The following is a 26,391-nucleotide window of genomic DNA, read 5'->3' on the forward strand; positions in this document are numbered from 1 at the left end:
TATTCCGCCTGATTTGCACCGATTTCTCAAGAAAACGTTTCCTCATCCCCTTGACACGATACATTTTGTATCATAAATTTAATTTAGATCACTCTATTTCTGATCAAGGAGATATGACGAATGACTATGGGAGACAGATTGCGCGAGCTGCGGTTGCAGCGCAAAATCTCGCAAGAAGAAGTGGCGCGCCATATCGGCATCACCCGCTCCGCCTACAGCCATTACGAGATTAACAATAGACAGCCTGTCTATGAAACTCTCATCAAGCTTGCCGCGTTCTTCGACGTTTCGCTGGATTACGTAATCGGAGGCACGCAGCCGAATCCTTCCCCGGATTCGCCCGCAGTTCCGGATTCAGGAGAAATTCTTAAGCTGTTCCGGCGAATGAGCCACGAGCAGCGCAAGCAATCCATCTCCCTCATTTCGGATTTCATGAGCCGGGAGCAGCGAGCGGACAACAGCGGCTAGGGCGTGTATGCATACACGCCCTAGCGGCGCGCCGGAAGCTCAATGCGGAAGACGCACCCGCCGCCTTCGGAATTGCGGACGTCGATTCGCCCGCCGTGCAATTCGACGATTTCTTTGGCGATCGCAAGTCCCAAGCCGCCGCCTCCCGAACCGGAAGAGCCGGAATCGCCCTTCCGATAGTACCGGTCGAAAATTCGGGGAACGTCGGCGGGCTCGATTCCGGGACCGCTGTCGGCGACCAGAATTTCCACTGCGCCGGGTTCCGGCAGCGTCCGCAGAGACAGTGCGATCTCGCCGCCTTCCGGCGTGTAGCGTATGGCGTTGTACAGCAGGTTGGCGAATACGCGGTCCATCTGCCTGATATCGACCGCCACGATCGTATCGGGGGCGGATTCGCCGACCCGTTCGCAGCGAAAGCGGATACCTTTGCTTTGCATCTCCAAGCCGTACTGTTCCGTTATCCTTTGTTGCCAGTACGACAACGGAATATTCTCCAGCGACAGCTCCAGCCTCCTCGCTTCCAGCAAGGACAAGTCGAACAGGTCCTGGATGAGGGAATTGAGGCCTTCGACCTTCGACAGCATCGATCGGATCGTCTTGTCGCGCTGATCCGGTTCCGAGATGACGTCGTCTCTGAGCGCCTCCAGATAACCGCGCAATAGCGTGATCGGCGTTCTCAAGTCGTGAGAAATGTTGCTGACGAGACGCGCTCGCGAATGCTCCATCCTCTCCAGCTCGACCTTCGCTTCCTCAAGCGTGACGTAAGAGCGCCGCAGCTCCTCCGTCCGCTCCTCGATTCTTTCCTCCAGCGAGCTGTTCCATTCGATCAGTTGCGCGGACATTCTCTCCGCCCTGTCGTAAGTCAACGAAAACCTGAGCGAAATGATGAACGAATTCATGATGATCAGAAACAGCAGACCGAACGGGAGCATATCGACCGAACGGGACCATCCGTTGTAGAACAGAATGTCGTTGACGATCGTAACGACAAGACCGGCGACGCCGATCAGCGCGAGAATCGCTCCCTCCCGCTTCCGGTGGGCCGATACGAACAGTCCGACCAGAACGCGCGCGCTGAACAGGAGCACGTAGATCTGGTTGACGATGAGCCACGACGTGAACGACAGCGTCGGCGTAACGAACGCAACGAGAATAAGCGCGGCGCCGACGACGGTCGCGGCTTTGAACCAAATCTTCGGGATTTCCAGCGGATACATCTTGCGGAAGTAAGCGAAGCCCGCCCAGGCCGCCATGACGAACGCCGCATACTCGAGCCGGATCGCCGTCCCCCAGCTCATGCCCTGCAGCCATCTGACGATAAAGCCTTCCCCGATCAGGCCGGTCCTCAGCCCGACGCACAGGCAGAGCAAGGCGAACATCACATTCGCGGTCTCCTTGCGCCGCAAAATATACAGTCCGAGGTGGTAGAAGCCGATCATAAGCAGGCAGCCCATAATAATCAGCTCTTGGGCGGCGTGCCTGAGCTGCAATCGCTGGATCTGCTCCGACGTGCCCATCAGGATCGACGTACGGACGCCGCCGTGCCGGTGGTCGTAGTTGGCGACGACAAGCTTCAGCTCCGTCCTTTCTCCTCCCGCGCCGAAGTGGACGGTCGCAGGCACCTGACGAGGGATCGTCAGACGCGCCGAGACGTCGGGATGCCCGCGCGACTGCACGAGCTTGTCCCCAATGTAGAGCTCATAAGATGTCGAGATGTTCGGCAGCCGAATCGCCATCATCCCGCTCTGGGGGCGATGCAGAATCGTCAACCGGTATTCGCCGTATCCGATGTCGTCGAGCGATTTTCCGTCGCCGGGCTCCACCGCGCCCCACGTTCCGGGCATGTTCAGCGTCGTATCCCGATACGTCGGCTCCGCGCCGGTCTCTTCTCCGCGCTCCAGCCACCGGAAGCTCCACTCGCCGTCCAGAGGGACGGTCCCCTCTTCGTTCCAAGGCCACTGGGTCAAGTCGATGACCCCGCCCGCGGCAACCGGCTCCGCCATGCTTCCTCGCGAAGAGGACGCGCACCCGGTCGCCCCGACCGACAGCAGCGCGATAATCGCCAGAACCGCCGCATACGCATACCATCGCCTGATCGACATTTCCGCTTTTCGCGACGCCACGATTCCCTCTCCCTTTATTGATCGATGTCGGTCCGGTTCGAATACGTTTCGAACGTCATTGTAACGGTGCATTGATTCCTCGTCAACGCTTTCGTTATAATAAGACGATTGGAGTGTTTTCACAAAATCGGTTCTTCTCTTCGAGAATTAACACCTTCGCACGGAGGATTATGATGACCAGCTACGAAGCAACCGTCCTCGTCGTCGACGACGAGCAGGAAATTACCGAGTTGATCGCCCTCTACTTGCAAAAAGCGGGGTTCGACGTATACGCGGCCGACAACGGGACGCAGGCTCTCCGGATGGCGGAGACGCTTCAGCCCGACTTGATCCTGCTCGACGTCTCGCTCGGACGCATGGACGGCATCGAGGTGTGCCGCATGCTGCGGCAAGGACCGTGCGCGGACGTGCCGATCCTGTTCCTCAGCTGCAAGTCGGAAGACCAGGACATCATTCGCGCGTTGTCCGAAGGCGGGGACGATTATATTACGAAGCCGTTCAGCCCGAGCCAGCTCGTCGCGAGAATCCAGGCGCACATCCGCAGGCGCAGGACGCGGGAACGAAATCCGGAGGAGCAGGCCTCGTCGCTCAGCTTCCCGGGGCTGGACATCGATTTTCTCAGCATGGAGGTTCGCCTGAACGGCGAGCTGCTCTCGTTGTCCGCCAAGGAGTTCGAGCTGCTCAGCGTCATGGCCAAATCCCCCAAGCGGGTATTTCCGCTGGAGGAGCTGTACCGCAGAGTGTGGCAGTCGGACAGCATGGGCGATACGCGGACGCTGATGGTGCACGTCAGCAATCTCAGGAAGAAGCTGGAGAGCGATCCCGCTCGTCCCCGCTGGATTCAGACCGTAAGAGGCTTCGGCTACCGGTTCTGCCCGGCGGAGAATTGCGAGGAACAGACCTCATAACTTATCTATATAGATTGAGCCAAAGCGCCTCGCCGAATAAGCGGAGTGCAATGGAGAAAGGGAATGGTTTTGTCCGCGAGTTTTGGCTTTGAGTTGCATACCTATGAAGGTCTTATCGATCCAAGCAACTCAAAACAACCTGTCTGAAGCCGGCAAAGCCATCCCTTTCGCAATGGAATGAGCTTCTCCATTCGCTGGTTCAACCTATATAGAATATTAGACGACAAAAGGAAGTTGAACGATGATGCGATTGGCGCAAGATTGGCAAGATTACGAACTGCTCGACACCGGCAACGGAGAGAAGCTCGAGCGTTGGGGAGACGTCGTACTGCGGCGCCCCGACCCGCAGATTATTTGGCCGCTGAAGTCCGAGAACGCAGACTGGAAGCAGGCGGACGGCCACTACCACCGCAGCAGCAGCGGCGGCGGGCAATGGACCTACAAGCGCTCGCTGCCGGAACGCTGGAGCATCGCGTACGGCCCGCTGAAGTTCCATATCAAGCCGACGAGCTTTAAGCACACCGGCCTGTTCCCCGAGCAAGCGGTCAATTGGAGCTGGATGATGAACAAAATCCGCGAAGCCGGACGGCCGATCCGCGTGCTGAACTTGTTCGCATATACGGGAGGCGCGACGGTCGCCGCCGCTTCCGCCGGGGCGGAAGTCTGCCACGTGGACGCCGCCAAGGGCATGGTTCAATGGGCCAAGGAAAATGCCGAGCTGTCCGGACTGGGGGCCGCTCCAATCCGCTACATCACGGACGACGTCTTCAAGTTCGTCCAACGCGAGCAAAGAAGAGAGCGCCAGTACGAAGCGATCATCATGGACCCTCCGTCTTACGGACGCGGACCTAACGGAGAAACGTGGAAGCTTGAAGAAAACTTGTTCCCGTTCCTGGAGACGTGCATGTCCATCCTCTCCGACAAGCCGTTGTTCGTACTCGTTAATTCGTATACGACCGGATTCTCCCCTACCGTATTAAGCAATCTGCTCGAGCTCAGCTTCAAGCGCAAGTTCGGCGGCTCGCTCGATTGCGGGGAAGTCGGTCTGCCGATTACGCGCAGCGGCATGACCCTGCCCTGCGGCATCTACGGACGTTGGGAAAGCGGGAGTTGACGAAAGGCTTGGCACATCAGATTAACGATTCGGTTAGAGGCAGAAGGTATGCCTCCCTGCTCGGCATAAGCTTGCTGGCGATCGTTCTTGCGTCCTGCACGAACGATTCTTCCCGTGCGCAGCCGTCCTCTTCGGGACAGGCTCCGTCGGAGACAGCCTCTTCGCCGGCACCCTCTGCAACGGCTTCCGGCTTGCCGGAAACGCCGTCTCCAGAGCTGCCAGCGGAGCCCGTGGTCACGGAAGCGACGTTGCTGGCCGTCGGAGACATCATGGTGCACATGCCGCAGCTTCCCGCTTATTACGACAAGGCCAGCGACAGCTACGATCTCACTCCGTGGTTCTCGCAAGTAAAACCGATTTTGGAGCGCGGAGACTGGGTCGTCGGCAACCTGGAGACGCCGATCGCGGGCAAGGATTTGAAGTTTACCGGCTTCCCTCGCTTTAACGCTCCCGACGAGCTGGCCGAAGCGGTCAGAAGCGCCGGCATTCAGCTGGTCTCGACCGCCAACAACCACTCGCTCGACCGCGGCGTCCCCGGCGTGGAGAGGACGCTGGCGGCCGTGCGCAAAGCCGGGCTGGTTCCGTTCGGAACTGCGGGTAGCGCTGAGGAACGAGATCGCGAAGTCATCGAGGAGAGAAACGGCATTCGCATGGGCTTCCTCTCCTACACGTACGGCACGAACGGCATTCCGATTCCTTCGGGCAAAGAATACGCCGTCAACCTGATCGACCTCGACGTCATCAAGCGCGACATCGCGAAGCTGAGGCAGTCCGAAGTCGACGCGGTAACCGTCTCCCTCCACTTCGGAGTCGAGTACCAGCGCATGCCGAACACCGAACAGACCGCTCTGGCCAAGGAGTTGATCCGATGCGGGGCCGATCTCATTCTCGGCTCGCATCCTCACGTCGTTCAGCCGTACGAGGAAATTTCCGTTCCCGCCGAGGAAAGCTTCGACGGTACTGCTCGCAAGGGCATCGTCATCTACTCGCTCGGCAACTTCATCTCCAACCAGACCGGCAGCTGGAAGGACGTCGGCGTCATCTTCGGCGTGCGCATGACGAAAACCGCCCATCCTGACGGAACCGTCGAGATGGAATGGAACGAAATCACGACCGAACCTACCTGGGTTCATATCGTCTGGAAGAACAAGAAACGGCATTATACGGTTATTCCTCTTCCAACCGAACTGAAGCAGCGCGGCTTCTCCGAACTGACGTCCAAAGACTACGAGAAGATGCGCACGATGCAGACTGGCATTCACAAGCATCTCCGCAAGCTCGTCTCGGGCTGACGACGGGCCTTCGGCTCCGGACGAGAGCTCGGGGGGCGATGCTCGATTCTTTCGAGCATCGTGCGCGATTTCCGCCTTCTGGCGGAGGCGTTGATCGATTTTTTCGAACATCGTGCGCGATTTCCGCCTTCTGGCGGGGCGTTGATCGATTTTTTCGAACATCGTGCGTGATTTCCGCCCTCTGGCGGGGGCGATGATCGATTTTCTAGAACATCGTGCGCGATTTCCTCCTTCTGGCGGGGGCGTTGACCGATTCTTTCGAGCATCGTGCGCGATTTCCGCCTTCTGGCGGGGGCGATGACCGATTCTTTAGAACATCGTCTCCAGTTGGCTGAAATCCTTGCTAAAATGTCGCAAGTCGCTACGCTAATCCGCAACGCCAAATAAGCTCCAACCCACAAAAAAACAGCGCAAGTTCCGGACGGACGGTATGTCTCCCCGAGAACTTGCGCTGTTTTATTAGCTTCCGACAGCTGCTCCTGCGTTACACCACCGGCTCCTTGGCCGTTTCGACAGCTTGCCTCGTTCTTGCTCACAGGCTCCTTGGCCGCCTCAACGGTTCGCTTCGCGTTGCACCGCCGGCTTCTTAGCCGTTTCAACGGCTCGCCTCGCGCTTGCGCCAAGCCGTCCGAATTTTCCCACGTTTACTACCATCTCTTTCGCCGATACGACAGCCCGTCCCCCGCGCCTATACGACCGACTCGGCAGCCGCCGATTCGCCGGCCGGCTCCGCCGTTTCATTGTCGGCATCCGTTTTCCGATCTGGTGTTCGCGCTTCTCTGGTGCCCGACACTTTGCCGATCAGGTAGACGAGCAACTGGCGATTGTGCGTGGAAATCCGGTCCAGAGATTCGTTCACGATCGCCGAGCGAACGGCGATGCCGCGCTCGACTTCGGAACGTCCGAGCTCGGTCATCGTCACCCATACGATTCTGCGATCCCCTTCGTCCCGGTTTCTCTCGACCAGCCCCGCCCTCTCCATGCGATCGAGCAGCGTCGTAATTGCAGCGGGAGTCGTCTCCAAATGGGGTAGCAGGTCCGACGGCTTCATCGGCTCGTGCGCTTGCAACAGCTCCAGCACTTCCAGTTGCCCCGCCGTCAGTTGCGGAGCCAGCTCCGTCTCCATCCGCGCGTTCCAATCCTTCGTGAGCTTCGTCCAGCTTTTCACAAATTCCGCCGCATTATCCATAGGTACGCCCCTTCCTTCCCGAACATTGCCTTCTCCTTTATTATACTCACCGTCTATGTCGAAAGATAGTTTAATGCAATTAAATATTTACGACATGAATCCGCATGATCGAGAACATGACGACAAGCGGCGACATATACTGGTTACGAAAAATGGGTAAAAGCGGAGAAACGGCAACGAGGAGGCGCTGTCCATGTCCTCTAACGAAACGAAAATCAAAATGATCGGCCAAATGGCCCAGGACGCCGGCCTAATAGAAGACCCCCAGTGGCTCGAACGGCTCAATGAACCGGTGCCCCTGTGGGTCGTCTTGGATATGCTATTGCGATGGGTAGACCGTACCGAACCGAACGGCGGGGGCCCTTACGATTAAGCGGGCCCGTTCTGAGTCGAGAGCGGCTTGACGAAAGCTTCGGCCAGCGTGTCCCCTCGGTCGACAGGGATCATCAGCTTGCCCTGACCGCGTCTGTCTTCAATCGGAGAGCTCTCCGAGGAAAATTCCGATACGCCCCCGCTCGCCGTCAAGGCGAGCAGGCTGACCGCTTCCTTGACATGGAACGCGGCGACCAGCTTCGTGCCGTTCGGGCGGACGCGCTTGCCTTCCTTGAACTCGAACGTCTGAATCCCCTTGCCCCCGCGGCCTTGCTGAGGGTAATCAAGCAGCAAGGTGCGCTTCGCATAGCCGTAGTCGGACAGAACGAGAACCTCTCCTTCGTCCTCCGCGACGAACAGAGCGTCCGTCAGCTGATCGCCCTCTTTCAGCGTAATGCCTCTTACTCCTCCGGCCACGCGGCCCTGCACGCTGACTTCCTCGCGGTTGAACCGGATGCTCATCCCCTGCTCGGTCACGAGCAGCAGATCGTCCGGACTGTCCGAACGCATCACCTTCACGATCTCGTCCCCGTCCGCCACTTTGCAGGCGGCGATCGCCATGCTTCGCGTCGTGGCGTATTCGACGAGCGGCGTCCGCTTCACTTGTCCCCGCTTCGTTACAAACACAAGCATCGGCCCGGACGTCTCCGCTTCTTCCTTCCCGTCCGCCGGCGGAGTCAGCTCCGCGCTCTTGGCGTGCACGACGCCGACGATGCGGTCGTCCTTGGCAAGCGGAAGCACGTTCACGATCGCCGTCCCCGTATCCTTCCACTTGAACTCCGGAATTTGGTGAACCGGCAGCAAATAGTAGTGGCCCTTCTGCGTGAAGAGCAGCAGCGGGTCGAGCGTGTTGACGCCCAGACTCCAGCGAATGACGTCGCCTTCCTTCACGCCCGCGCTTTCGAGTTCTCCGCCGGATCGGGTGAACGACAGAAGGCTCGTCCTCTTAATGTAGCCTTCGCGGCTTAACGTCACGAGCACTTCTTCCGCCGGAACCATCACTTCCAGGTTGACCTTGATCTCTTCCACTTCGCCCTGAATGACGGAGCGGCGGTCGATGCCGTACTTGTTGCGGATTTCCGCCAGCTCGTCTTTAATGACGCTCAGCAGCTTGCGCGGACTATCCAGAATGGCGCGCAACTGGGCGATTTTCTTGAGCGTGTCGGCATGCTCCTTCTCGAGCTGGGTAATCTCGAGATTGGTCAGCCGATAGAGCTGCAAGGTGAGAATGGCGTCCGCTTGGCGCTCGGTGAAGCCGAACTTGGCGACCAGGTTGTTTTGCGCGTCTTGACGGTTTTTCGAAGCTTTGATCGTCTCGATGATCTGATCGAGCAGATTCAGCGCCTTGACGAGTCCTTCCAGCACGTGCGCGCGGTCTTCCGCCTTCTCCAGATCGTATTGGGTGCGGTGCGTGACGACTTCCTTCTGGTGCTCGATGTACGCGTCGAGAATATGCTTAAGGCCCAGTTGACGCGGCGCCTTGTTCACGATCGCGACCATGTTGAAGTTGTACGTCGTCTGCAGGTCGGTTTTCTTCAGCAGGAAAGCGAGTATGCCTTCCGCATCCGCATCCTTCTTCAGCTCGACGACGATGCGCAGGCCGTTCCGGCCGCTCTCGTCCCGCACTTCGGCGATGCCTTCGACCTTCTTCTCCATCCGCAGGCTGTCGATGGCGTTCACGAGCTTCGACTTGACGACTTGGTACGGAATTTCCGTAATGACGATCTGCTGCTTGCCGCCTCGCATATCTTCGATCGCGGTTTTGGAGCGGATGTGGATTTTCCCTTTGCCCGTCTCGTAAGCTTCGCGAATGCCATCCGCGCCCATAATGATGCCGCCGGTCGGAAAATCGGGACCTTTCACGGTGTCCATCAGCTCTTGCACCGTAATGTCCGGCTTGTTCATGACGGCGACGCACGCATCGATAATTTCGCGCAGGTTATGCGTCGGGATTTCCGTCGCGAAGCCGGCCGATATGCCGGATACGCCGTTCACGAGCAAATTCGGGTAACGCGACGGAAGAACGACGGGCTCCTTGGCCGTGTTGTCGAAGTTGTCCTTGAACAGCACCGTCCTCTTCTCGATATCGCGCAGCAGCTCCATCGAGATCGGAGACAGACGCGCCTCCGTATACCGCATCGCCGCAGGAGGATCGTCGTCCATCGATCCCCAGTTGCCGTGCCCGTCGACGAGCATGTGCGCCATTTTCCATGGCTGGGCCATCCGCACCATGCCCTCGTAGATCGAGGAGTCGCCGTGAGGGTGGTAGTTCCCCATGACGTCGCCGACCGTCTTGGCCGACTTCCGGTACGGTTTGTCCGGCGTGTTGCCCGACTCGTACATCGCGTACAGAATGCGGCGCTGCACCGGCTTCAGGCCGTCGCGAACGTCCGGAATGGCGCGGTCCTGGATAATGTATTTAGAATAGCGTCCGAAGCGGTCTCCTACGACCTCCTCCAGAAACGCCGGCAAAAAATTTTCAAGTAGGCTCACTGCTACTGCCTCCTAGTTCTGGAGCACACGCACCGGGATATCGCTCTCGCAGACCGTTGGTTCGACGATGTCCCGATGATGTGCGGTTTATTAGCGGTCCGACAGACCGCTATTTCCGTATTTGCGCGGTTTGAGGCGCAGTTAACGGTCCAACGGACCGTTAACTATGCATTCGCACCGGTTCTAGCCCGGTTAACGGCCTAGCAGACCGTTAACTATGCATTCGTGCCGGTTCTGGCCCAGTTAACGGTCCAACAGACCGCTAACTCTCCCGCCCTCCGGCCGACCGCCGACTACTCCTCGTACTCCGTGAAATCGACGTTTTCGATGATCCAGCGTTTGCGAGGGTCGACCTTGTCGCCCATGAGCGTCGATACGCGGCGCTCCGCCTTGGCGGCGTCTTCAATCTGCACCTGCAGGAACGTGCGCGTCTCGTAGTTCATCGTCGTCTCCCACAGCTGGTCGGGGTTCATTTCTCCCAGACCTTTGTACCGCTGCAGCTCGGCGCCCTTGCCGAGCTCCTTCGTGAAGACGCTCAGCTGCTCGTCCGTCCAGGCGTAGCGCACCGTCTCCAGCTTGCCCGACTTTCTCGTGATCTTGTAGAGCGGCGGCTGGGCGATGAATACTTTGCCCGCGTCGATCAGCGGCTTCATGTACCGGTAGAAGAAAGTCAGCAGCAGCACTTGAATGTGCGCGCCGTCCGTATCGGCGTCGGTCATAATAATGATCTTGGAATAGTTGCATTCCTCGACGTCGAACTCCGAGCCGATGCCCGCTCCGATCGCCGAGATGATCGCCTTGTACTCGTCGTTCTTCAGAATGTCGATGAGCTTGGATTTCTCCGGATTCATCGGCTTGCCCTTAAGCGGCAGAATGGCCTGGTACTTCGAATCCCGGCCCTGCTTGGCCGATCCGCCCGCGGAATCGCCCTCGACGATGAACAGCTCGTTGCGGGTGCTGTCCTTGGACTGGGCCGGAGACAGCTTGCCGCCGAGGCTCGCGCTCTCGCTGCGCTTCTTGCCGCTGCGGATTTCCTCGCGCGCTTTGCGCGCCGCTTCCCGGGCCTTGGAAGCCTGAATCGACTTGCGGATCAGCAGTTGGCCGACCTGCGGATTCTCTTCCAGAAATACGGTCATCTTGTCCGTCACGACGGCGTCGACCGCGCTGCGCGCGGAAGCGCTCCCGAGCTGGTCCTTCGTCTGGCCGACGAATTCGACCTCGGACATTTTAATATTGATGACCGCCATCATGCCTTCGCGCAGGTCGTTGCCTTCGAGATTTTTTTCCTTCTCCTTCAGCTGTCCCGTCTTGCGCGCATATTCGTTCATCACCCGCGTGTAGGCGGTTTTGAAGCCCGTCTCGTGCGTGCCTCCGCCCCTCGTCGGAATGGCGTTGACGAACGATGCGATCGTCTCCGTATAGCCGTCGTTGTACTGCAGCGCGATCTCGACCTCGATGTCGTCCTTCTCCGCCGCAAAATGGATGACATCGTGCAGCACCGATTTCTCTTCGTTCAGGAACTGCACGAACTGGCGCGCGCCGCCTTCGTAATGGAACGAATCCGACTTGCCGCTGCGCTCGTCCTTGATGTTGACCTTCAGTCCGGAGTTGAGGAACGCAATTTCCTGCAGCCGCTCCGACAAGGTGTCGTAGTTCATGCTGACGTTGCCGTGGAACACTTTCGGATCGGGCTTAAACGTCACCTTCGTGCCGGTGCGGTTCGTGTTGCCGGTCACTTCCAGCCCCGTCACGGGCTCTCCGACATGCTCCACGCCTTTGTCGTCGACCCACGTCTCGAATCTCATCTTATGTATTTTGCCATCGCGGTAAATCTCGACTTCCAGCCACTCGGACAGGGCGTTCGTTACCGAAGCGCCTACCCCGTGCAGCCCGCCGGACTTCTTATAGCCGCCTCCGCCGAATTTGCCGCCCGCGTGCAGGATCGTATAGACGACCTGAGGCGTCGGGATGCCGCTCTTGTGCATGCCCGTCGGAATGCCCCGCCCGTTATCGATGACCGTAACGGAGTTGTTCGCATGAACAGTGACGTCGATGCGCGAGCAGAACTTGGCCAGATGCTCGTCCACGGCGTTGTCCACGATCTCCCACAACAGATGATGCAGACCCGACGTCGTCGTGCTGCCGATGTACATGCCCGGCCTTTTGCGAACGGCGGTCAGCCCTTCTAAAATTTGAATATCATCCGCGCTGTATTCACTTCCCGCCTGCGCGGCGGATTCAGTGAAAATATCCAGTTGTTCGGTCACGAACGGACCTCCTTGCGTAATCTCTTGCGCTTATGCTCATAAACGCGCTTCGTTTATTCTAATTCAAGATGTCTTGCTTCGTAAAGACGGCGAACGAAACGATAACCGACGCAACGCCCCAGATCGCCAGTACGGCAAGCGAAAATCCGAGCGACATGCCCTCGACCGGAGGCGGCGTTCCCCGCAAATAAGCGGACAGCTCCAGGTTGACGTTGAACAAATATTTCGCCGACTTCCAGGAAGAGGCCATGTTGGCCAAAATCGTGCCCGAGATGATCGTCGCCATCATCGTCACGAAGCTCGCCGCCGTGCTGCGCACGAGCACCGATACCATCAGCCCGATCACGGCCACCACCATTGCAGCGAACCAGATGAGCCCCGCCTGCATCAGCAGGTACACGCCCTGTGTGACGGCATGGACGTTCGACGTATCCACGTCCGCGCCCTGAACCCGGAACCCGACGAACACCGGTTCTCCCCAGCCTCCGTAGCCGAACACGAGGCCTGAGATCAGGTAGCAGAGCGCGATTGTCGTAACGAGAATAAGAGAAACGTATAAGGTCAGTGTCGCTAATTTGGAAAATAAAATTCGCCATCTTCGCACGGGCCGCGTCAGCAGCATCTTGATCGTCCCCGTCGCACGCTCCGAGGAGACGAGATCCGAAGCGATCGCCAGCACCATGAGCGGGATGAACAGACTCACCGCGTTATCCATAAACCTGCGGGTGAACGTAACCCCGTTCGGAGACTCGGGATTGATGTCGTGATCGAGATAATATTGCAGCTGCTGAACAAGCGCCTTGCGCCACTGCTTCCATTCCTCGGGGATCCGGTCGCTGCTCAGGGCGTTCGTATTGTCGGTAATCCGGCTCTGCAGCTCGGCCCGCCAATCCGTCCGGAACTTGTCGGCGCTGTTCTGCGCGACCTTCATCTGAGCGTAGACGAATACGGGGATCAAGATGAGCAGGATGAGCACGACGACCGCGAACCGTTTTTTCTTCCATACCTTTAACGTCTCGTTCTGAATGAGCGCCAGCAGATTAGTCAATTTTCTCCCCCTCCGTCAGCTTCAGGAATAGCTCCTCCAAGGAGGGAGCGACGCGCTGCACCGATGCGATGCCGATGCCGGACGCCACAAGCCGGCTCACCCAGTCCGCGATTCGGCTCTCGTCCACGACGGTGACGATCGGCTCGTCCAACGCGGACAGCAGCGCTTCGTCGATCCGATGCTCCTCCTCCGGCACGAGCCCGATGTCCGAACCGCCGGCGAACATCCGCTTCGCTTCCTCCGGCCGATCGACCTGCCACACCGTGTACGCGCCCGCCTGCGACACGAGCTGCTCCACCTCGCCGACGGCGATGACTTCGCCGTGCGCGATAATCGCCACGCGGTCGCACATGAGCTGGATCTCGCTGAGCAGATGGCTCGAAATGAACAGGCTCATGCCGCTCTCCGCCAGCATTCGGATAAACTCGCGCAGCTCCTTGATTCCTTTCGGATCGAGACCGTTCGTCGGCTCGTCCAGTATGAGCAGCCGGGGCTTGCACAGCAGCGCCTGAGCGATGCCCAGCCGCTGCCTCATGCCGAGCGAATAGGTTTTCACCTTGTCGTGGATTCGGTGGTCCAGCCCGACGATCTCCACCACTTCGGCGATGCGCGCCTCCGGAATTCCGGGCTGCATCCGGGCGAAGTGAGCGAGATTTTCCCATCCGGTCATAAAGCCGTACATTTCCGGATTTTCCACGATGCAGCCGATATGCGCGAGCGCTCTGTCCGGATGCGTGCGGACGTTCTCCCCGCAGACGAGAATGTCCCCGTCCGTCGGTTTGATCAGGCCGACAAGCATGCGGATCGTCGTCGTCTTCCCCGAGCCGTTCGGTCCCAGAAACCCGAATATCTCCCCCGCCTTGACGTCGAAGGAGACGTCGCGAATGATCGGCTTGCGTCCGATTCTTTTTTTCAGCCCCCGTACCGACAATACGACTTCCTTCTCCTGCTCTCCCATCGGTGGTCCCCTTTCTCCGTCGTTATCGAAGCGCGTCCGCGACTCTTGCGGCAATCCGTTCGTACCCGAGCGCATTCGGGTGAAAATGATCCGAGGATAAATAGTCCGTCAGATTAAACTCGAACAGATCGTACGTCGGAACGACCGTTGCGTTGCCGTCCGCCAGCGCAAGCCGGTAGGCGTAGCCGTTCCATTCCGCGACCGTCTCGCTGGCGACCTCCCGCATCTGCGGCACGTCGTAGAAGGCGTTGTACAGCCCGACGTAGACGATGCGCGCAACCGGATTCACGGCCCTGATCTTGTCGAACACTTCCTTAAGCCTCGGTTTGACGTCAGGCAGCAGCTCGCGAAGCGCCTCCGGAGACAGGTCTCCTCCTTCCGCAAGCGAACCGCCTCCTTGCGCGACCTGGAACAGATCGTTGCCTCCGATCGTCAGCAGCACAATGTCCGCGCGTCCGACCGCGTTCACGAACCCTTTCTCATCCAGATTGACGGCCAGCTGGTCGGCGCGCATGCCGTTGACGGCCATATTGTTGACCAGATAGACCGGCTTGTCCAGCCTCTCGGCCAGCGAAGCGATCGTGCGCGCAACATAGCCTTCGCCGGTCGCGTCCCCCGTTCCCTTCGTCAAGGAATCCCCTAACGCGGCGACGTACAGCTCGCTCTTCGCGCTCCAGTCGCCGCCGGCCGCCTTCTCCGGTTCGCTGGCCTTAGGCAGAGCCAGTCCCTCTTTCGGAAACCACGTGTCCTTAATCGCCCAGCCGAAACCGGTCAGCATCGCCAGCAGGCAGACGAGCGACGCAATGCCCAGCGTTCTCCACAGCACGGAAGACGACTTCATCCGCTTTCCCCCAGTCGTTCGATGATTCGGAGCTTTGTTTCCGCTTTCTCCCTATACTTTTCCACGATAACGGTTATTGCCGCATTTTTCAAATCGAAATGCCCGGTCCTGCGCGAAAAAACGCAAAAAACCGGCCTGAAGGCGTCCCAAGACGCCGACAAGCCGGCAAGCGAACAGGTTAATGCTAACGGTCAAGCGGACAAAAAGCGGTACTGGGCTTCGACCAGGTTGCGGTAATGCCCCGGGCGCTTCATCAGCTCCTCATGGTTGCCCATCTCCATTATCTCCCCGTGATCGAGCACGACGATGCAATCGGCATGACGAATCGTGGACAGACGGTGGGCGACGATAAACGAGGTGCGTCCCTGCAGCAGCGTGCCCAGCGCCTCCTGGATGCGCAGCTCCGTCTCCGTGTCGATGCTGGCCGTCGCTTCGTCCAGCACGAGAATGCGAGGATCGGCGAGCAGCGCCCGCGCAAAGCTGAGCAGCTGCCGCTGGCCGACCGAGAGCACGTTGCCCCGCTCCTCGACTTCGGTCTCGTAGCCGCTGGGCAGATCGACGATGAAGTCGTGCGCCCGCACGGCGCGGGCCGCCGCTTCGACCTCCGCGTCCGTCGCGCCGGGGCGCCCGTAGCGGATGTTGTCGCGAATCGTCCCCGAGAAAATAAACGTATCCTGAAGCACGATGCCGATCTGCGAGCGCAGGCTGTCGATCGTCACGTCCCGCACGTCCCGGCCGTCGATCAGCACCCGGCCCTCCACCGTATCGTAGAAGCGGCAGATCAAGTTGACGATCGTACTCTTGCCCGAACCGGTGTGGCCGACGAGCGCTACCGACAATCCCGGCTTGACGTCGAGGTTGATGCCCTTCAGCGCCGGACGATCGTTCTCGTAGCCGAACGTCACGTTGTCGAGCTGGACGCGGCCGCTCAACTGCGAGATCGGTTTAGCGCCTTCCTTTTCCGGAACGGCCGGACGTTCGTCCATGAATTCGAAGATCCGCTCGGCCGACGACATCGAGATAAGCATTTGGGAATACATGTTGCCCAGCCGCGTAATCGGCTCCCAGAAGCTGCCGACATAAGTAATGAACGCGACGAGGACGCCGACGGTCATCGCCTCGGACTGAATGAGGTACGTGCCGTACAGCAGCAGGATCAGCGTGCCGATCGCGGACGTAATCTCGATCAGCGGCCCGAACAGCTGGTTCAGCGCCGATGCTCTGTTCCAGGAACGGATGTTGCTCTTGTTCATGTCGTCGAAATAAGCGATGTTTTCCTTCTCTTGCGCGAACGCCTGCGTTACCCGGATGCCCTGGATGCTCTCGTTCAGATGCGCGTTGATGCGCGATTGTTTGATCCGGACGATCTGCCAGGCCATGCGGATCTTCTTGCGCAGCGCCGTAGAGACGAAGAACATGAGCGGCACCGTCACGATAACGGCCAAGGCGAGCTTCGGCTCGATGAAGAGCAGAATGACCGTAATGCCGATCAGCTGCACGATGTCGATCGCCGTGTTGACGACCCCGTTCGTGAACATGTCCTGCAAGGAATTGACGTCGTTGGTCACCCGCACGAGCACCGAGCCTGCCGGACGCTTGTCGAAGAAGCGGAACGACAAAGATTGAATGTGCTTGAACAGGGCGGCCCGCAAGTCGAAAATAACCCTCTGCCCGATCTCGTTCGTCCGGTGAATCGTATATTTCTGCGCCCACCAGCGCGTACCGTACAGCACGAGCATGACGGCGGCGATCGTCAGCAGCAGCGACAGGCTCCCTTCGCCCGACTTCGGGAAGATCGCCCGGTCGATCGCCAGCATCGTCAGGAACGGAATCGCCAGCTTGGAGAGCATCCCGAACACGAGCATGACGAACACGACTTTGCCGACCTCGGCTTTGTACGGTTTCACGAACGTGACCAGACGGCCCATCTGCTTCCAGTTAAAAGGCTTCTCGATCAGTTCGTCGTCCTGGTATACGAATTGACGGCTCATCCCGACACCCGCCTTTCCGAGGCGCATTCCGAGTCCGCCTCGTAATCCAGTTCTTCCGGGCGGTCGGAGTATTGAATCCGGTACGTCTCGCGGTACAGCCCCGGCTGGCGCACCAGCTTGTCGTGCGTCCCGCGCTGAATCGTGTGTCCCCGGTCGAGCACGAGAATTTCATCCGCAAGACGCAAAGTGGAAATCCGGTGCGCGATCATGAACACGGTGCGTCCGGCCATCACCTTGCGGATGGCGGTCTGAATCTCGTGCTCCGTCTCCATGTCGAGCGCGCTCGTCGCGTCGTCGAGAATGAGAATTTTCGGCTTGTTCAGCAGCGCCCGCGCGATCGCGATCCGCTGCTTCTGGCCGCCCGACAAGCCCATTCCCCGTTCGCCCACGATCGTCTCGTAGCCGAGCGGCAGCTCGCGGATGAAGCCGTCCGCCTGCGCGTAGCGCGCCGCCTCCTCAATCTCTTCCATCGTCGCGTCCGGGCGGCCGTAGCGGATATTCTCCTTGATCGTCGTCGAGAACAGGAACGACTCCTGGAACACGATGCCGATCTGTCTGCGCAAGCTTTCCAGCTCGATGTGGCGAATGTCGATTCCGTCAAGCGTAATCGCGCCGTCGCCGACGTCGTAAGCTCTCAGCAGCAGCCCCACGGCCGTCGATTTGCCCGAACCGGTTCCCCCGAGCAGGCCGACGACGGCGCCGGCCGGCGCGTCGAGCTGCAAGCCGAGCAGCGCGGAAGGCAGGTCGTCGCGGTTCGTATAGCGGAAGCTGACGTCGTCGAAGCGAATGTGCCCCTGAACCGCCTCGTCGTCCAGCGCAAGGCTGTTGTCGCGGTTTTTCACCGAGATCGGTTGGTAGAGCAGCTCCAGCAGACGTTCTCCCGAAGCTTTCGATTGCGTATATCCATTGATCTGGAAGCCGAGCGTCCAGAGCGGAGCGACGACGAAGCCGAGCATCCCCGTGATCGCGACCAGCTCGCCCAGCGTCATCGTGCCGGCGATCACGCGCCAGCCGCCGGCCAGCAGCAGCGTCGCGACGCTAAGGTTAGCGATAAACTCCATCATCGGAAAATACTTCGCCCACACGTCCGCGAGCGTCAGATGATTGTCCCGATAGTCCACGTTTTCCTTCACGAACTTGTTGATCTCGAACGGTTCCCGGGCGAACGATTTGACCGTGCGCACTCCGGTGATGTTTTCTTGCACCCGCACCGTCAAGCGTCCCACCGCGGACCGGATCGACCGGAATACCGGGTGGATGGCCTGCTCGAAGCGGATCGCCACGAAGCCGAGCACCGGGATGAAGACGAGGATGAGCAGCGTAAGCGCCCAGTCGACAAAAAACATCATCGTGAACCCGAATACGAGCAGCAATCCCGTGTTGAGCAGCTGTGCGAAGCCAAAGCCGATAAACATCCGCACGCCTTCGATATCGGCCGTGAGCCTCGACATCAGGTCTCCCGTCCTTGCCGTATCATAGTAGGAGAAGGACAATTGCTGCAGCTTCTCGTAGCAGGCGTTGCGCAGCCGATACGCGATCCGGTTGCCGAGCCGGCCGCCGCTGAAACCGTGTACATACTGGAATGCGGCTTTGACGAATATGACGCCGACCGCCGTTAACGTCAGACCGAGAACCCCGTCGTACTTCCCCGCGAGAATCATGTCGTCGATAAGCGATTTGAGTAGCAGGGGATAAATCAGGCCAAGCGCGGTCGCGACCGCCAGTCCGGCTATCGATCCCCACAAGAAGCCTTTGTCTTTCCAGTAATAGGATTTTAAAGCCCGAAAAATATCCAAAAATGGTCCTCCCCTCGCTGCTTTCTACGGCAGTGTAAGCCGAATCTCAGATCCCGGCAACAGCGTTATTTCGCCCTATTCGGGCTTGCGGCGGAAACTGCCGTCGGCATCGCCGGGTATTCACCGGATATCTTCGATATCGTCCCTTTTCATACCCAACATCCCCTTGTTGAACCGTTTACGCAAGGAAAACGCAGGCAACGGAAGAAAAGGCCCCCTTCCATCTTCGTCAAGATGAAAGAGGGCCGATTATCGAAATTAACGGCGGATTTTCCGCCATTGCTCACGCAAATCCATCAAATATCGTTCTTCGCCCGGCTGACGAAGCGCTTCGCTCATGCTGAGCGCGAACGCGGACAGCTGCCCGGACCAGGCCTGCGCGGCGCTGTGGACCGCTTCCTGCAGCGCCTTCTCCGTCGCCAGCTCCCATTGCCGGCGAAGCGCCTCGAGCGCCTCGTCGATCGTCCCCAGCAGCGTCTCTTGGAGACTTCCCCGGAGAGCGACGGCTCCTTCCTTCTCGAAGAAGTGCTTCGGAGAGCGGAACGCGCCCCACAGCTGTCTGGAATCGAAGTTCGGACCGGAGGCGAACGCTTCGGGAAGCGGCAGCTCCAGGACAGGCTTCTCCGCCGGCTCCGGCGTAAAGCCTTCGCTCTCCATCTCCGCCAGCCCGGACAACGCAGCGAGCGCCTTCTCCGCCAGCGCGCCGATCGTTCCTTCGAGCCTCAATCCCGCCGCCCTCAGCTCCTGCAGCAAATCTTCGTTCAGCGACCGCTTCAAATCTTCGCCGCACGCCTGCAGCAGCTTTTTGAGATCGCGTCCGTCGTCCTGCAAAATGGACGGATGGAACGCCGACTGGAAATGCTCCTTAAAGCGGAATTTCAACCGCTGGCGCAAATGGTACAGCTGCTCGCCGACCTCTTGGCGAAGCGGCTGCGCCGCCGCCGCGGGAACGGCTTCCGCCCCCTCCGCCTGCCAGCGCCGCGCCTGCTCGCTCAGCCGCTTCGCCTTCGCTTCGCGCGTGGCGGCGTCCGCGTTGGCCGATTGCAGCCAGCCGTCCAGCAGCTTGTCGACGCGGTCCAGCTCCTTGTTCGCGGACGCAAGCGCCAGCCCCCCCAGCTCCTCTTCGGAGAAGCGGCGGAAGGCGCCTTCGAATTCGGACAATCCGGAAGCTTCGAGAGCGGGACGGCTGCGCGACAGCTTCGCCTGCAAGCCGTTCAGACTGGACACCCCGAACAGCCGCGGTTTGCGGATGCCGTGCTTCAGCAACTGCGCGCCCACGTGCGCCTTGACGGCTTCCAGCTCCGCTTCCGACGAAGCCAGATCGGCCGCATTAATGACGAAAAACATTTTGTCGAGCTCGAATACGTCCTTGACGCTGCCGAGCTGATTGAGAAACTCGCGATCCGCCTCCGTGAAGGCGTGGTTATAATACGTCACGAACAGAACCGCGTCCGCGTTTTTGATATATTGGAACGCGACGCCGGTATGGCGCGCGTTGATCGAATCCGCTCCCGGCGTATCGACGAGCACCGCGCCGCTGCGCGTAATCGGCGAATCGACGTACAGGTCGATCTCGGCGACGAAGCAGGAAGCCTGCTCGTCGGCGGCGAACCTCCTGTACTCCTCTCCGCTCGCCGTCAGCTTCCGGCCCAGCATCGGGCCGAATTCGCTCCAGCCTTTGGCAGCGGCCGTCAGGAACGCCAGATGCGGCCGCCCGCGCGGATGCAGGTCTCCCGCCGCCACCGGGTCCTTCAGCGCCAGCAGCTTGGAGACGTCCGCTCCGGCCGTGTCCAGCTGCTCCTGAGCGATGCCGATCCGCTTCAGCGAATGGCGGACGTCGTCGGCGAAATCCTCCGGCGTCTTCATCGTCACGAGCGCCGTGCCGTCCGGGCGCTCCTCCGTCGGAGCGACGATTCGGTTGATCGTCGCCGTCGTCGGATTCGGCGAGACCGGCAGAGCCGGCTTGCCGACGAGCGCGTTGGCGAACGACGATTTGCCCGCGCTGAACGCGCCGAACAGCGCGATCGTAAAGCTCTTGTCGCGAAAGCGCGCCGCCTTGGCGCTCAAGCCGTCCGCGACGCTCCGCAGCGCGGAAATGTTGGACAGCAGCGCGGCGGCGTTCTCCAGCATCTCCGCGGCTCCCGTGGGCGCTCCCAGACGGCCAGGTTGGGCCTCTTCGGAAGAGGCTCCCTGCTCTTCGGGCGTCGCATTGTCCCCGGAGCCGCCGGTTGCTTCATGGGAGTCCGGCATTGGCGCTTCCTGGATCAGCGCTCCGGCCAGATCGGCCGCGAGCGGTTCGGGCGCGGGAAGCCGCAGCTCGCCGTCGTTGCCGCCCTCCGGCTCAGGCAGCAGCGCGAGCAGCTTCCGCTCCTCTTCGCGCTCCTCCCGTTCAAGCCCGGCGATCTCGTCGGCGATCCGATCCGCTTGCGCCAGCTCGGCCAGCTGCGCTTGCACGCCCTCGGCCTTCTGCTCCAGCGCGGGACGATCCCGCTCCTGCAGCTCGTCGATCCACTGGAACGCCGCTTTGCGGTACAGCGACTTCAGCTCGGCGCTGATCTCCGCCGAGTAGTGCAGCGTCGCCTGACCCTCCGCTCCGGCTCCCGGCTTCACGAGCGCGCGCAGCCATTCCGGCTGAACCGGGCGGAAAATGTCGTCGAGCGAGCGCTCCATCTCCTCGCCGATGAAGCCGCTCTGTTCCGCCTCGCGCCGCAGCAGCGCCTTCAGATGGCCGGTGACGTTCGCCGACACCTGACGGTTGAAATCGTCGGTCAGCCTGCCGAGCCTCGCGGCGCGCTCCGCCTCCGTCTTCGCCGCTCCCGCCAGCCAGCCCGCCTTAAAGCCCGGCTGCATCGCCGCCAGCACCGCTTGCGCCTTCTCCCGCGTCTCGGCCGGCGTCAGGTTGGCGTTGCCGAGCAGCTTATCCATGTCGACGCGCACGCGTTCCTTGCGCCGGTCTCCCGCCGTCCGGAGCTGCGACAGCTCCGTCTCCAATTCGGCGCGCAGAGCCGTTCTGCGCGCCGTCTCGCCTTCGTCGCCCAACTGCTCCTGGAGGCGCTGCCTGCTCTCTTGATTGCGCTGATGAAGCGTCTCTCGATACTGCTCCGCCAAGTAGACGGCCGAACGGGCCACGCTTCTGGTGATAAGCGCGTCCGCAAGCGGCTGGAGCTCCTCCATAAGCCGAAGCAGCTGCTTCCATTGCGACAGCGGGTGATCGGGCTCTCGCAGCGACAGGAACAGCGTAGCAGCCGGCTCGATATCCCAGTTGGACAGCGCCTCGCTCAGGCTGCTTCTAAACTCCGCGAACGGGAGCTGCTCCTCCCTGTGCTTGTCGATCTGATTGACGAGCAGATAGGTCGGTTTGCCCCAACGCGCCAGACTGCGCAGGAAACGGAAGTTGACTTCGGACTGCACGTGATTATAATCGGTCACGAAAAAGACGACGTCCGCCATATGGAGAGCGGACTCGGTCGCCGCCCGATGCGCGCCGTCCGTCGAGTCGACGCCCGGCGTATCTACGATCGCCATGCGATCGCCGAGCAGCGGGATCGGGTAGGATACGCGAATCGAGGTGACGCCTTCTCCGTCGACCGCGAAATCGTGCAGTTGCTCGACCGCGATCGTGCGAGACGGATGCGTCCTGCCGCTCGAATCGCGGAATTCCGTCTCGGCGAACGGTTCGCCGTTGACGACCGTCACGACGTTGGCGCTCGTCGGAATCGGGGATGCGGGCAGAAGCGTCGCCCCGCACAGCGTATTGACGAGCGTGGACTTCCCGGCGGAGAAATGCCCGCAGAACGCGACGGTCAGCCGTCCGCTCTCCAGCTTGCCGGACAGCTCCTCCAGCTTCGCGGCCTGGACTTCGTCGCCGTTGCCGGCCGTTCTGGCGGACATCTGCCGCAGCGCTTGTTGGAATCGGATAAGTTCTGATGATAACGGCACGCCGGTTGGCGGCGCGCCGAGGTCGATAGAGTTCACTTCGCTACGCTCCTCTTCTTCAAGGAGGCTTTCATTCGAGCCTTGCCTTCCTTGCAATGTTCCAGTACCGGACAAACTTCGCATTTCGGATTTTGCGCCTTGCAGTGGTAACGCCCGAAGAAGATCAACCGATGATGCGTAATCGTCCACTCATCTCTCGGCACCTTGCGCATCAGCTTCTTCTCGACTTCGAGCACCGAATCGTCGGGCTTGGCGATGCCAAGACGCTTGGATACGCGCTCCACGTGGGTGTCCACCGCGATCGCCGGCACGTCGAAGGCGTTGGACATGACAACGTTCGCCGTCTTCCGGCCTACGCCGGCCAGAGCCGTCAATTCCTCATGCGTGCGGGGCACGTCCCCGCCATGCAGGTCGATGACCATTCGGCACAGCTTCTGGATATTCGCCGCTTTGTTGCGGAACAGCCCGATTCTGCGAATGTCGTTCTCCAACTCTTCCAAGGGGACGTTCAAGTAATCCTGCGGAGAGCGGTATTTCTCGAACAGCGCAGCCGTCACCTTGTTGACGGTCTCGTCCGTACACTGCGCCGACAGCAGCACCGCGATCGTCAACTCGAACGGATTGCGGTGATTCAGCTCGCAGCGCGCATCGGGAAACATCTCCGCTATCGTATTCAACACTTGCCTTAACGTTGCGGCGTTCATAAGCGCTCCTCATTTTCAGAAAGTCTCTAACTTATTAGTCTACCGGAATATCGCTCATGCGGCAATATGCGGCACACATTAGCACGCCACACGACACTAATCCCGCACAGCAAATCAGGCCAACCGGATCGCTCCGATTGGCCTGACGGCGGATAAAGCTTATTTCACGATTTCAACGACTTTGCCGCGGACGATGTACAGCGTGATCGGATCGTCCTTCTTCATGCTCGACAGCAAAATCGTATTCGCGCCCTGATGGACGTACACCTGAGGATGCAAATCGTACGTATTGTTCTCGTTCAAGGAAGCTCTGTTCACGTACAGAATCGAGGAATTGTGATTCAGGTACTGCTTGCTGACGGCCGGAATGATCTCGATGACCGTCTTGTCATTCTCGTCCACGCGAATTTCGACGCGGTCGTTCGCCTTGATCGAGGACAGCGAACCGATTACCGTATTCGCTCTCGTCACCGTCGGAGCAGCCGGATACGATCTCGTCACCGTCGCGCCGGCGTTCGTCAACACCTCGATGGAATTGGTCGCCGCGTTCACGGAAACCACCTTGCCGTAAGTGACCGGATAAGCTTTGATCTTGATCGGCGTTCTTCCTTTGAACGTGACGTTAAGCAGCTTCGTGTTCAATTGGTTCAGAGCGGTCAGGCTGATCGGATTGTCGTTCTCGTCCACGAGAGACAACTGTGTCGTATTCAGGCTCCATTCTTCGAATACGCCGTCGGCCCGCTTGGCCCGCAGCTTGTTCAACGAGAGATCCACTCTGTCCAGCTCGAATTGAACCGTCTTCTGTACTTGAACGGCGATGACCGTGTCCTGCGTATTATAATCCATAAGTGCCGTGACTTTGTCGCCGACGCGAATGTCGAGATAGCTCGTCGAGGACGTTCCGTAGATTTCCGCCGCAAAATAGTTCGGATAAGGCAGCACGACTTCGTTCTTGTTATCCAGCTGCAGCTTCAGCGTCTTGGCCGACAGGTTGTTCTCCAGCACCGTCCCGGTATACTGGGAAACGACCGAAATGTACGCCGCGTTAGAGTTGGTATAGCCTACGTTGATCTTCTTGCCTTTGAGGATATACTTCGCCGCGTCTTTCTTCGTAAGAACCGTTCCGTTCAGATCGAATCGGGTCGTCTCGGTCAGAATAAGCGGAACCTTCTTGTTCGCGGAATCCGTCACGATCAGAATGTCGTTGTCCAAGTCGGCGGAAAATACGACTGCCCCGTTCAGGAAGTTGACGGAACGATTCTGGATCGTGATGATGGCGACTTTGCCGCTTTCGTTCAACGTCATGGACACCGTATCGCCCTTGAACAGATCGTCCAGCGTCACGTTGGACAGCCCTTCAAGCTTAACGATGACGTTATCGGCCAAATCCTTGGCGCCAAGCTCGTTGTTGATGCGATATTGAATCGTCTTGCCCGCTTTGTCCACGAGGTTGATGACGCCCTCGATCGGAGGCTGAACCTTCTTCGTTATCGTAATGCTCGTCACCGAGCCCATCTTCACTTCGTAGGAGACGGCGTCGCCTGCGACCAGCTGATCCAGCGTCAGATTCGTGCCGTTATGCTTGACGACGGCGTTCGCGTCGATCGGATAAGTATCCGATGTGCCGTCGGCGTCTTTTACTTGCAGCGTCAGACCGGTCACGTTAACGCTCTCGACCGTGCCAGAGCCGGACTTGTTCGTTACCGCTTTGTTTACCGTAAGCGACAGCAGCTTGCTCTCGGTCGCCACGTCGACGCCCAGCGTTACGGGCACGTTGAGCGGAAGATCGGCGATCGTCAGCGATTGTCCGTTAATGTCTTTGATCGTCAAAGACGCCGCGTTATAAGAAACGCTCTTCGGCTCGCCGTCGACGGAGACGGTCAGCTTGCTTTGCGCTTCGGACACGAGCAGCAGCGTTCCTTGGATGTTGGTCACCTTCGGCGTCTCGCTGGTCTGCTCCACGTAGCCGACCGTGCCGCTGGAAGTGCCGATGAGAATCACTTCGCCGTACAGCTTTAATGAAGAAATATCCGTCGTCTGCTCCGAGCCGAATCCGTAGACGGAAGCGGTCTGGGACAACGTGTAATCCTTCACGACGCCGTCGGAATGAAGCAGTGTCAGCTTGTTGCCCTCCACTCCGACAAGCGCTCCGGTCACTTGGCCGGCATAAGCGACGTCGATCTGGGATTGGGCGCGGCTGAACAGCGTGGAAGCCATCTCGCGCGTGACCGAAGCCGTCGGATCGAACTTGGTCGGCGTTACGCCGTTAACGAGTCCGAGCGCCACCGCTACGCTGACGTAGCCCTTCAGGCCGGCGTCGATCTGGGCGTCGTCGCCGAACGAGGTCGCTTGGCTTCCGGCTTCCTTGGCCGCCTGGTCTTTGCCGATCGCGCGCACGAGCAGCTTGGCCATCCATTCGCGCGTAGCGGGGCTGCTGCCCCATTCCTTGCCGCCGTCTTTTTTGACGAGCGCGATCTCTTCGTCGAGCAGCAAAATATTTTTTTGAACCGCAAGTTTTATGTAAGGTTTATAGTCGTCCTTGATGACCAGATCGCTTGGAAAAACGAGGGGCTCCCCGATCTTCACTTCGTTGTCGACGCCCATAAATCTGAGCGCGATAATGACCGCCTCTTGGCGGGTCACTTTGTTGGCCGGACTGAACATGCCCGCCTGCTTTCCCGTTCCGCCCTTCAAAATGCCTTGCATCGCGAGCTTCGTAATGTGCTTCTCCGCCCAGCCCGGTTTGACGTCCGTGAAAATGGAAGCGGCCGACGCCGATTTTTCCGTGTAGGAGACCCCCGAAAACACCAGCGATGCAGCGAGCAAACCGGTAATGCCTTTCGATAATCCTTTCTTCATCGTCATACTGTCCCCTCTCCCGGAATATGAGC

Annotated in this window: 17 protein-coding genes; 5 read left to right on the forward strand and 12 right to left on the reverse strand. The window is 59.5% G+C overall.

The genetic code is table 11. The features are described from left to right. Positions 1 to 120: 120 nt before the first annotated feature. Positions 121 to 468 carry a helix-turn-helix domain-containing protein gene (locus B0G52_RS06260; protein WP_094042674.1) on the forward strand — a complete coding sequence of 116 codons (348 nt, stop codon included), beginning with the start codon at positions 121 to 123 and terminating at the stop codon, positions 466 to 468. A 20-nt stretch (positions 469 to 488) separates the two neighbouring features. Here the strand turns inward: B0G52_RS06260 and B0G52_RS06265 are convergent, their stop codons facing one another. Then, positions 489 to 2,591 (reverse strand): sensor histidine kinase, encoded by a 2,103-nt coding sequence (locus tag B0G52_RS06265; protein WP_158223607.1) that lies wholly within the window; start codon positions 2,589 to 2,591, stop codon positions 489 to 491. Between the two features lie 173 nt (positions 2,592 to 2,764). Here B0G52_RS06265 and B0G52_RS06270 point away from each other — a divergent pair, with 173 nt between their 5' ends. From B0G52_RS06270 to B0G52_RS06285, 3 genes are all read left to right on the forward strand, one after another. Then, positions 2,765 to 3,499 (forward strand): response regulator transcription factor, encoded by a 735-nt coding sequence (locus B0G52_RS06270; protein WP_094042676.1) that lies wholly within the window; start codon positions 2,765 to 2,767, stop codon positions 3,497 to 3,499. 244 nt (positions 3,500 to 3,743) lie between these two features. After that, a complete protein-coding gene (locus tag B0G52_RS06275; RefSeq protein ID WP_094042869.1) occupies positions 3,744 to 4,613 on the forward strand; it encodes a class I SAM-dependent methyltransferase in 870 nt (289 codons plus the stop codon). An 8-nt stretch (positions 4,614 to 4,621) separates the two neighbouring features. Further along, positions 4,622 to 5,905 (forward strand): CapA family protein, encoded by a 1,284-nt coding sequence (locus B0G52_RS06285; RefSeq protein WP_143762528.1) that lies wholly within the window; start codon positions 4,622 to 4,624, stop codon positions 5,903 to 5,905. Between the two features lie 688 nt (positions 5,906 to 6,593). Here the strand turns inward: B0G52_RS06285 and B0G52_RS06290 are convergent. Beyond that, positions 6,594 to 7,094, reverse strand: a complete 501-nt coding sequence (locus B0G52_RS06290) for a MarR family winged helix-turn-helix transcriptional regulator (protein WP_094042679.1) — start codon at positions 7,092 to 7,094, stop codon at positions 6,594 to 6,596. A gap of 193 nt (positions 7,095 to 7,287) precedes the next feature. Between B0G52_RS06290 and B0G52_RS06295 the strand changes: the two genes are divergently transcribed. After that, entirely contained in the window at positions 7,288 to 7,467 is a 180-nt protein-coding gene (locus B0G52_RS06295) for a hypothetical protein (RefSeq protein WP_094042680.1), read from the forward strand. Here the strand turns inward: B0G52_RS06295 and gyrA are convergent. The 10 genes from gyrA to B0G52_RS06345 all read right to left on the reverse strand — a co-directional run bounded on the left by gyrA (position 7,464) and on the right by B0G52_RS06345 (position 26,359). Then, positions 7,464 to 9,959, reverse strand: coding sequence for a DNA gyrase subunit A (gyrA, locus tag B0G52_RS06300; RefSeq protein ID WP_094042681.1), 2,496 nt, complete (start codon positions 9,957 to 9,959; stop codon positions 7,464 to 7,466). The two genes, B0G52_RS06295 and gyrA, sit on opposite strands and share 4 nt — an antisense overlap. Positions 9,960 to 10,252: 293 nt before the next feature. Beyond that, positions 10,253 to 12,226: a DNA topoisomerase IV subunit B gene (gene parE / locus B0G52_RS06305; protein ID WP_094042682.1), complete on the reverse strand. Its 1,974-nt coding sequence runs from the start codon at positions 12,224 to 12,226 to the stop codon at positions 10,253 to 10,255. A gap of 58 nt (positions 12,227 to 12,284) precedes the next feature. Next, on the reverse strand, positions 12,285 to 13,274 hold the full coding sequence (locus tag B0G52_RS06310) for an ABC transporter permease (RefSeq protein ID WP_094042683.1): 990 nt from the start codon (positions 13,272 to 13,274) through the stop codon (positions 12,285 to 12,287). After that, complete coding sequence (locus B0G52_RS06315; protein ID WP_094042684.1) at positions 13,267 to 14,232, reverse strand: ABC transporter ATP-binding protein; 966 nt, start codon at positions 14,230 to 14,232, stop codon at positions 13,267 to 13,269. The genes B0G52_RS06310 and B0G52_RS06315 overlap by 8 nt, the downstream gene beginning before the upstream one ends. Before the next feature lie 22 nt (positions 14,233 to 14,254). Then, positions 14,255 to 15,073, reverse strand: a complete 819-nt coding sequence (locus B0G52_RS06320; RefSeq protein WP_094042685.1) for a GDSL-type esterase/lipase family protein — start codon at positions 15,071 to 15,073, stop codon at positions 14,255 to 14,257. 191 nt (positions 15,074 to 15,264) lie between these two features. Then, positions 15,265 to 17,064: an ABC transporter ATP-binding protein gene (locus B0G52_RS06325; protein ID WP_094042686.1), complete on the reverse strand. Its 1,800-nt coding sequence runs from the start codon at positions 17,062 to 17,064 to the stop codon at positions 15,265 to 15,267. After that, positions 17,061 to 18,860, reverse strand: a complete 1,800-nt coding sequence (locus B0G52_RS06330) for an ABC transporter ATP-binding protein (RefSeq protein ID WP_094042687.1) — start codon at positions 18,858 to 18,860, stop codon at positions 17,061 to 17,063. Before B0G52_RS06330 ends, B0G52_RS06325 begins: the two co-directional genes overlap by 4 nt. 258 nt (positions 18,861 to 19,118) lie before the next feature. Next, positions 19,119 to 22,835, reverse strand: a complete 3,717-nt coding sequence (locus B0G52_RS06335) for a dynamin family protein (RefSeq protein ID WP_158223608.1) — start codon at positions 22,833 to 22,835, stop codon at positions 19,119 to 19,121. Beyond that, positions 22,832 to 23,500: an endonuclease III gene (gene nth / locus B0G52_RS06340; RefSeq protein WP_094042689.1), complete on the reverse strand. Its 669-nt coding sequence runs from the start codon at positions 23,498 to 23,500 to the stop codon at positions 22,832 to 22,834. The genes B0G52_RS06335 and nth overlap by 4 nt, the downstream gene beginning before the upstream one ends. A gap of 159 nt (positions 23,501 to 23,659) precedes the next feature. Further along, entirely contained in the window at positions 23,660 to 26,359 is a 2,700-nt protein-coding gene (locus B0G52_RS06345; RefSeq protein WP_158223609.1) for an S-layer homology domain-containing protein, read from the reverse strand. Positions 26,360 to 26,391: the final 32 nt, after the last annotated feature.

It is taken from the genome of Cohnella sp. SGD-V74 (genome assembly GCF_003001675.1).
Taxonomy (GTDB): Bacteria; Bacillota; Bacilli; order Paenibacillales; family Paenibacillaceae; genus Cohnella.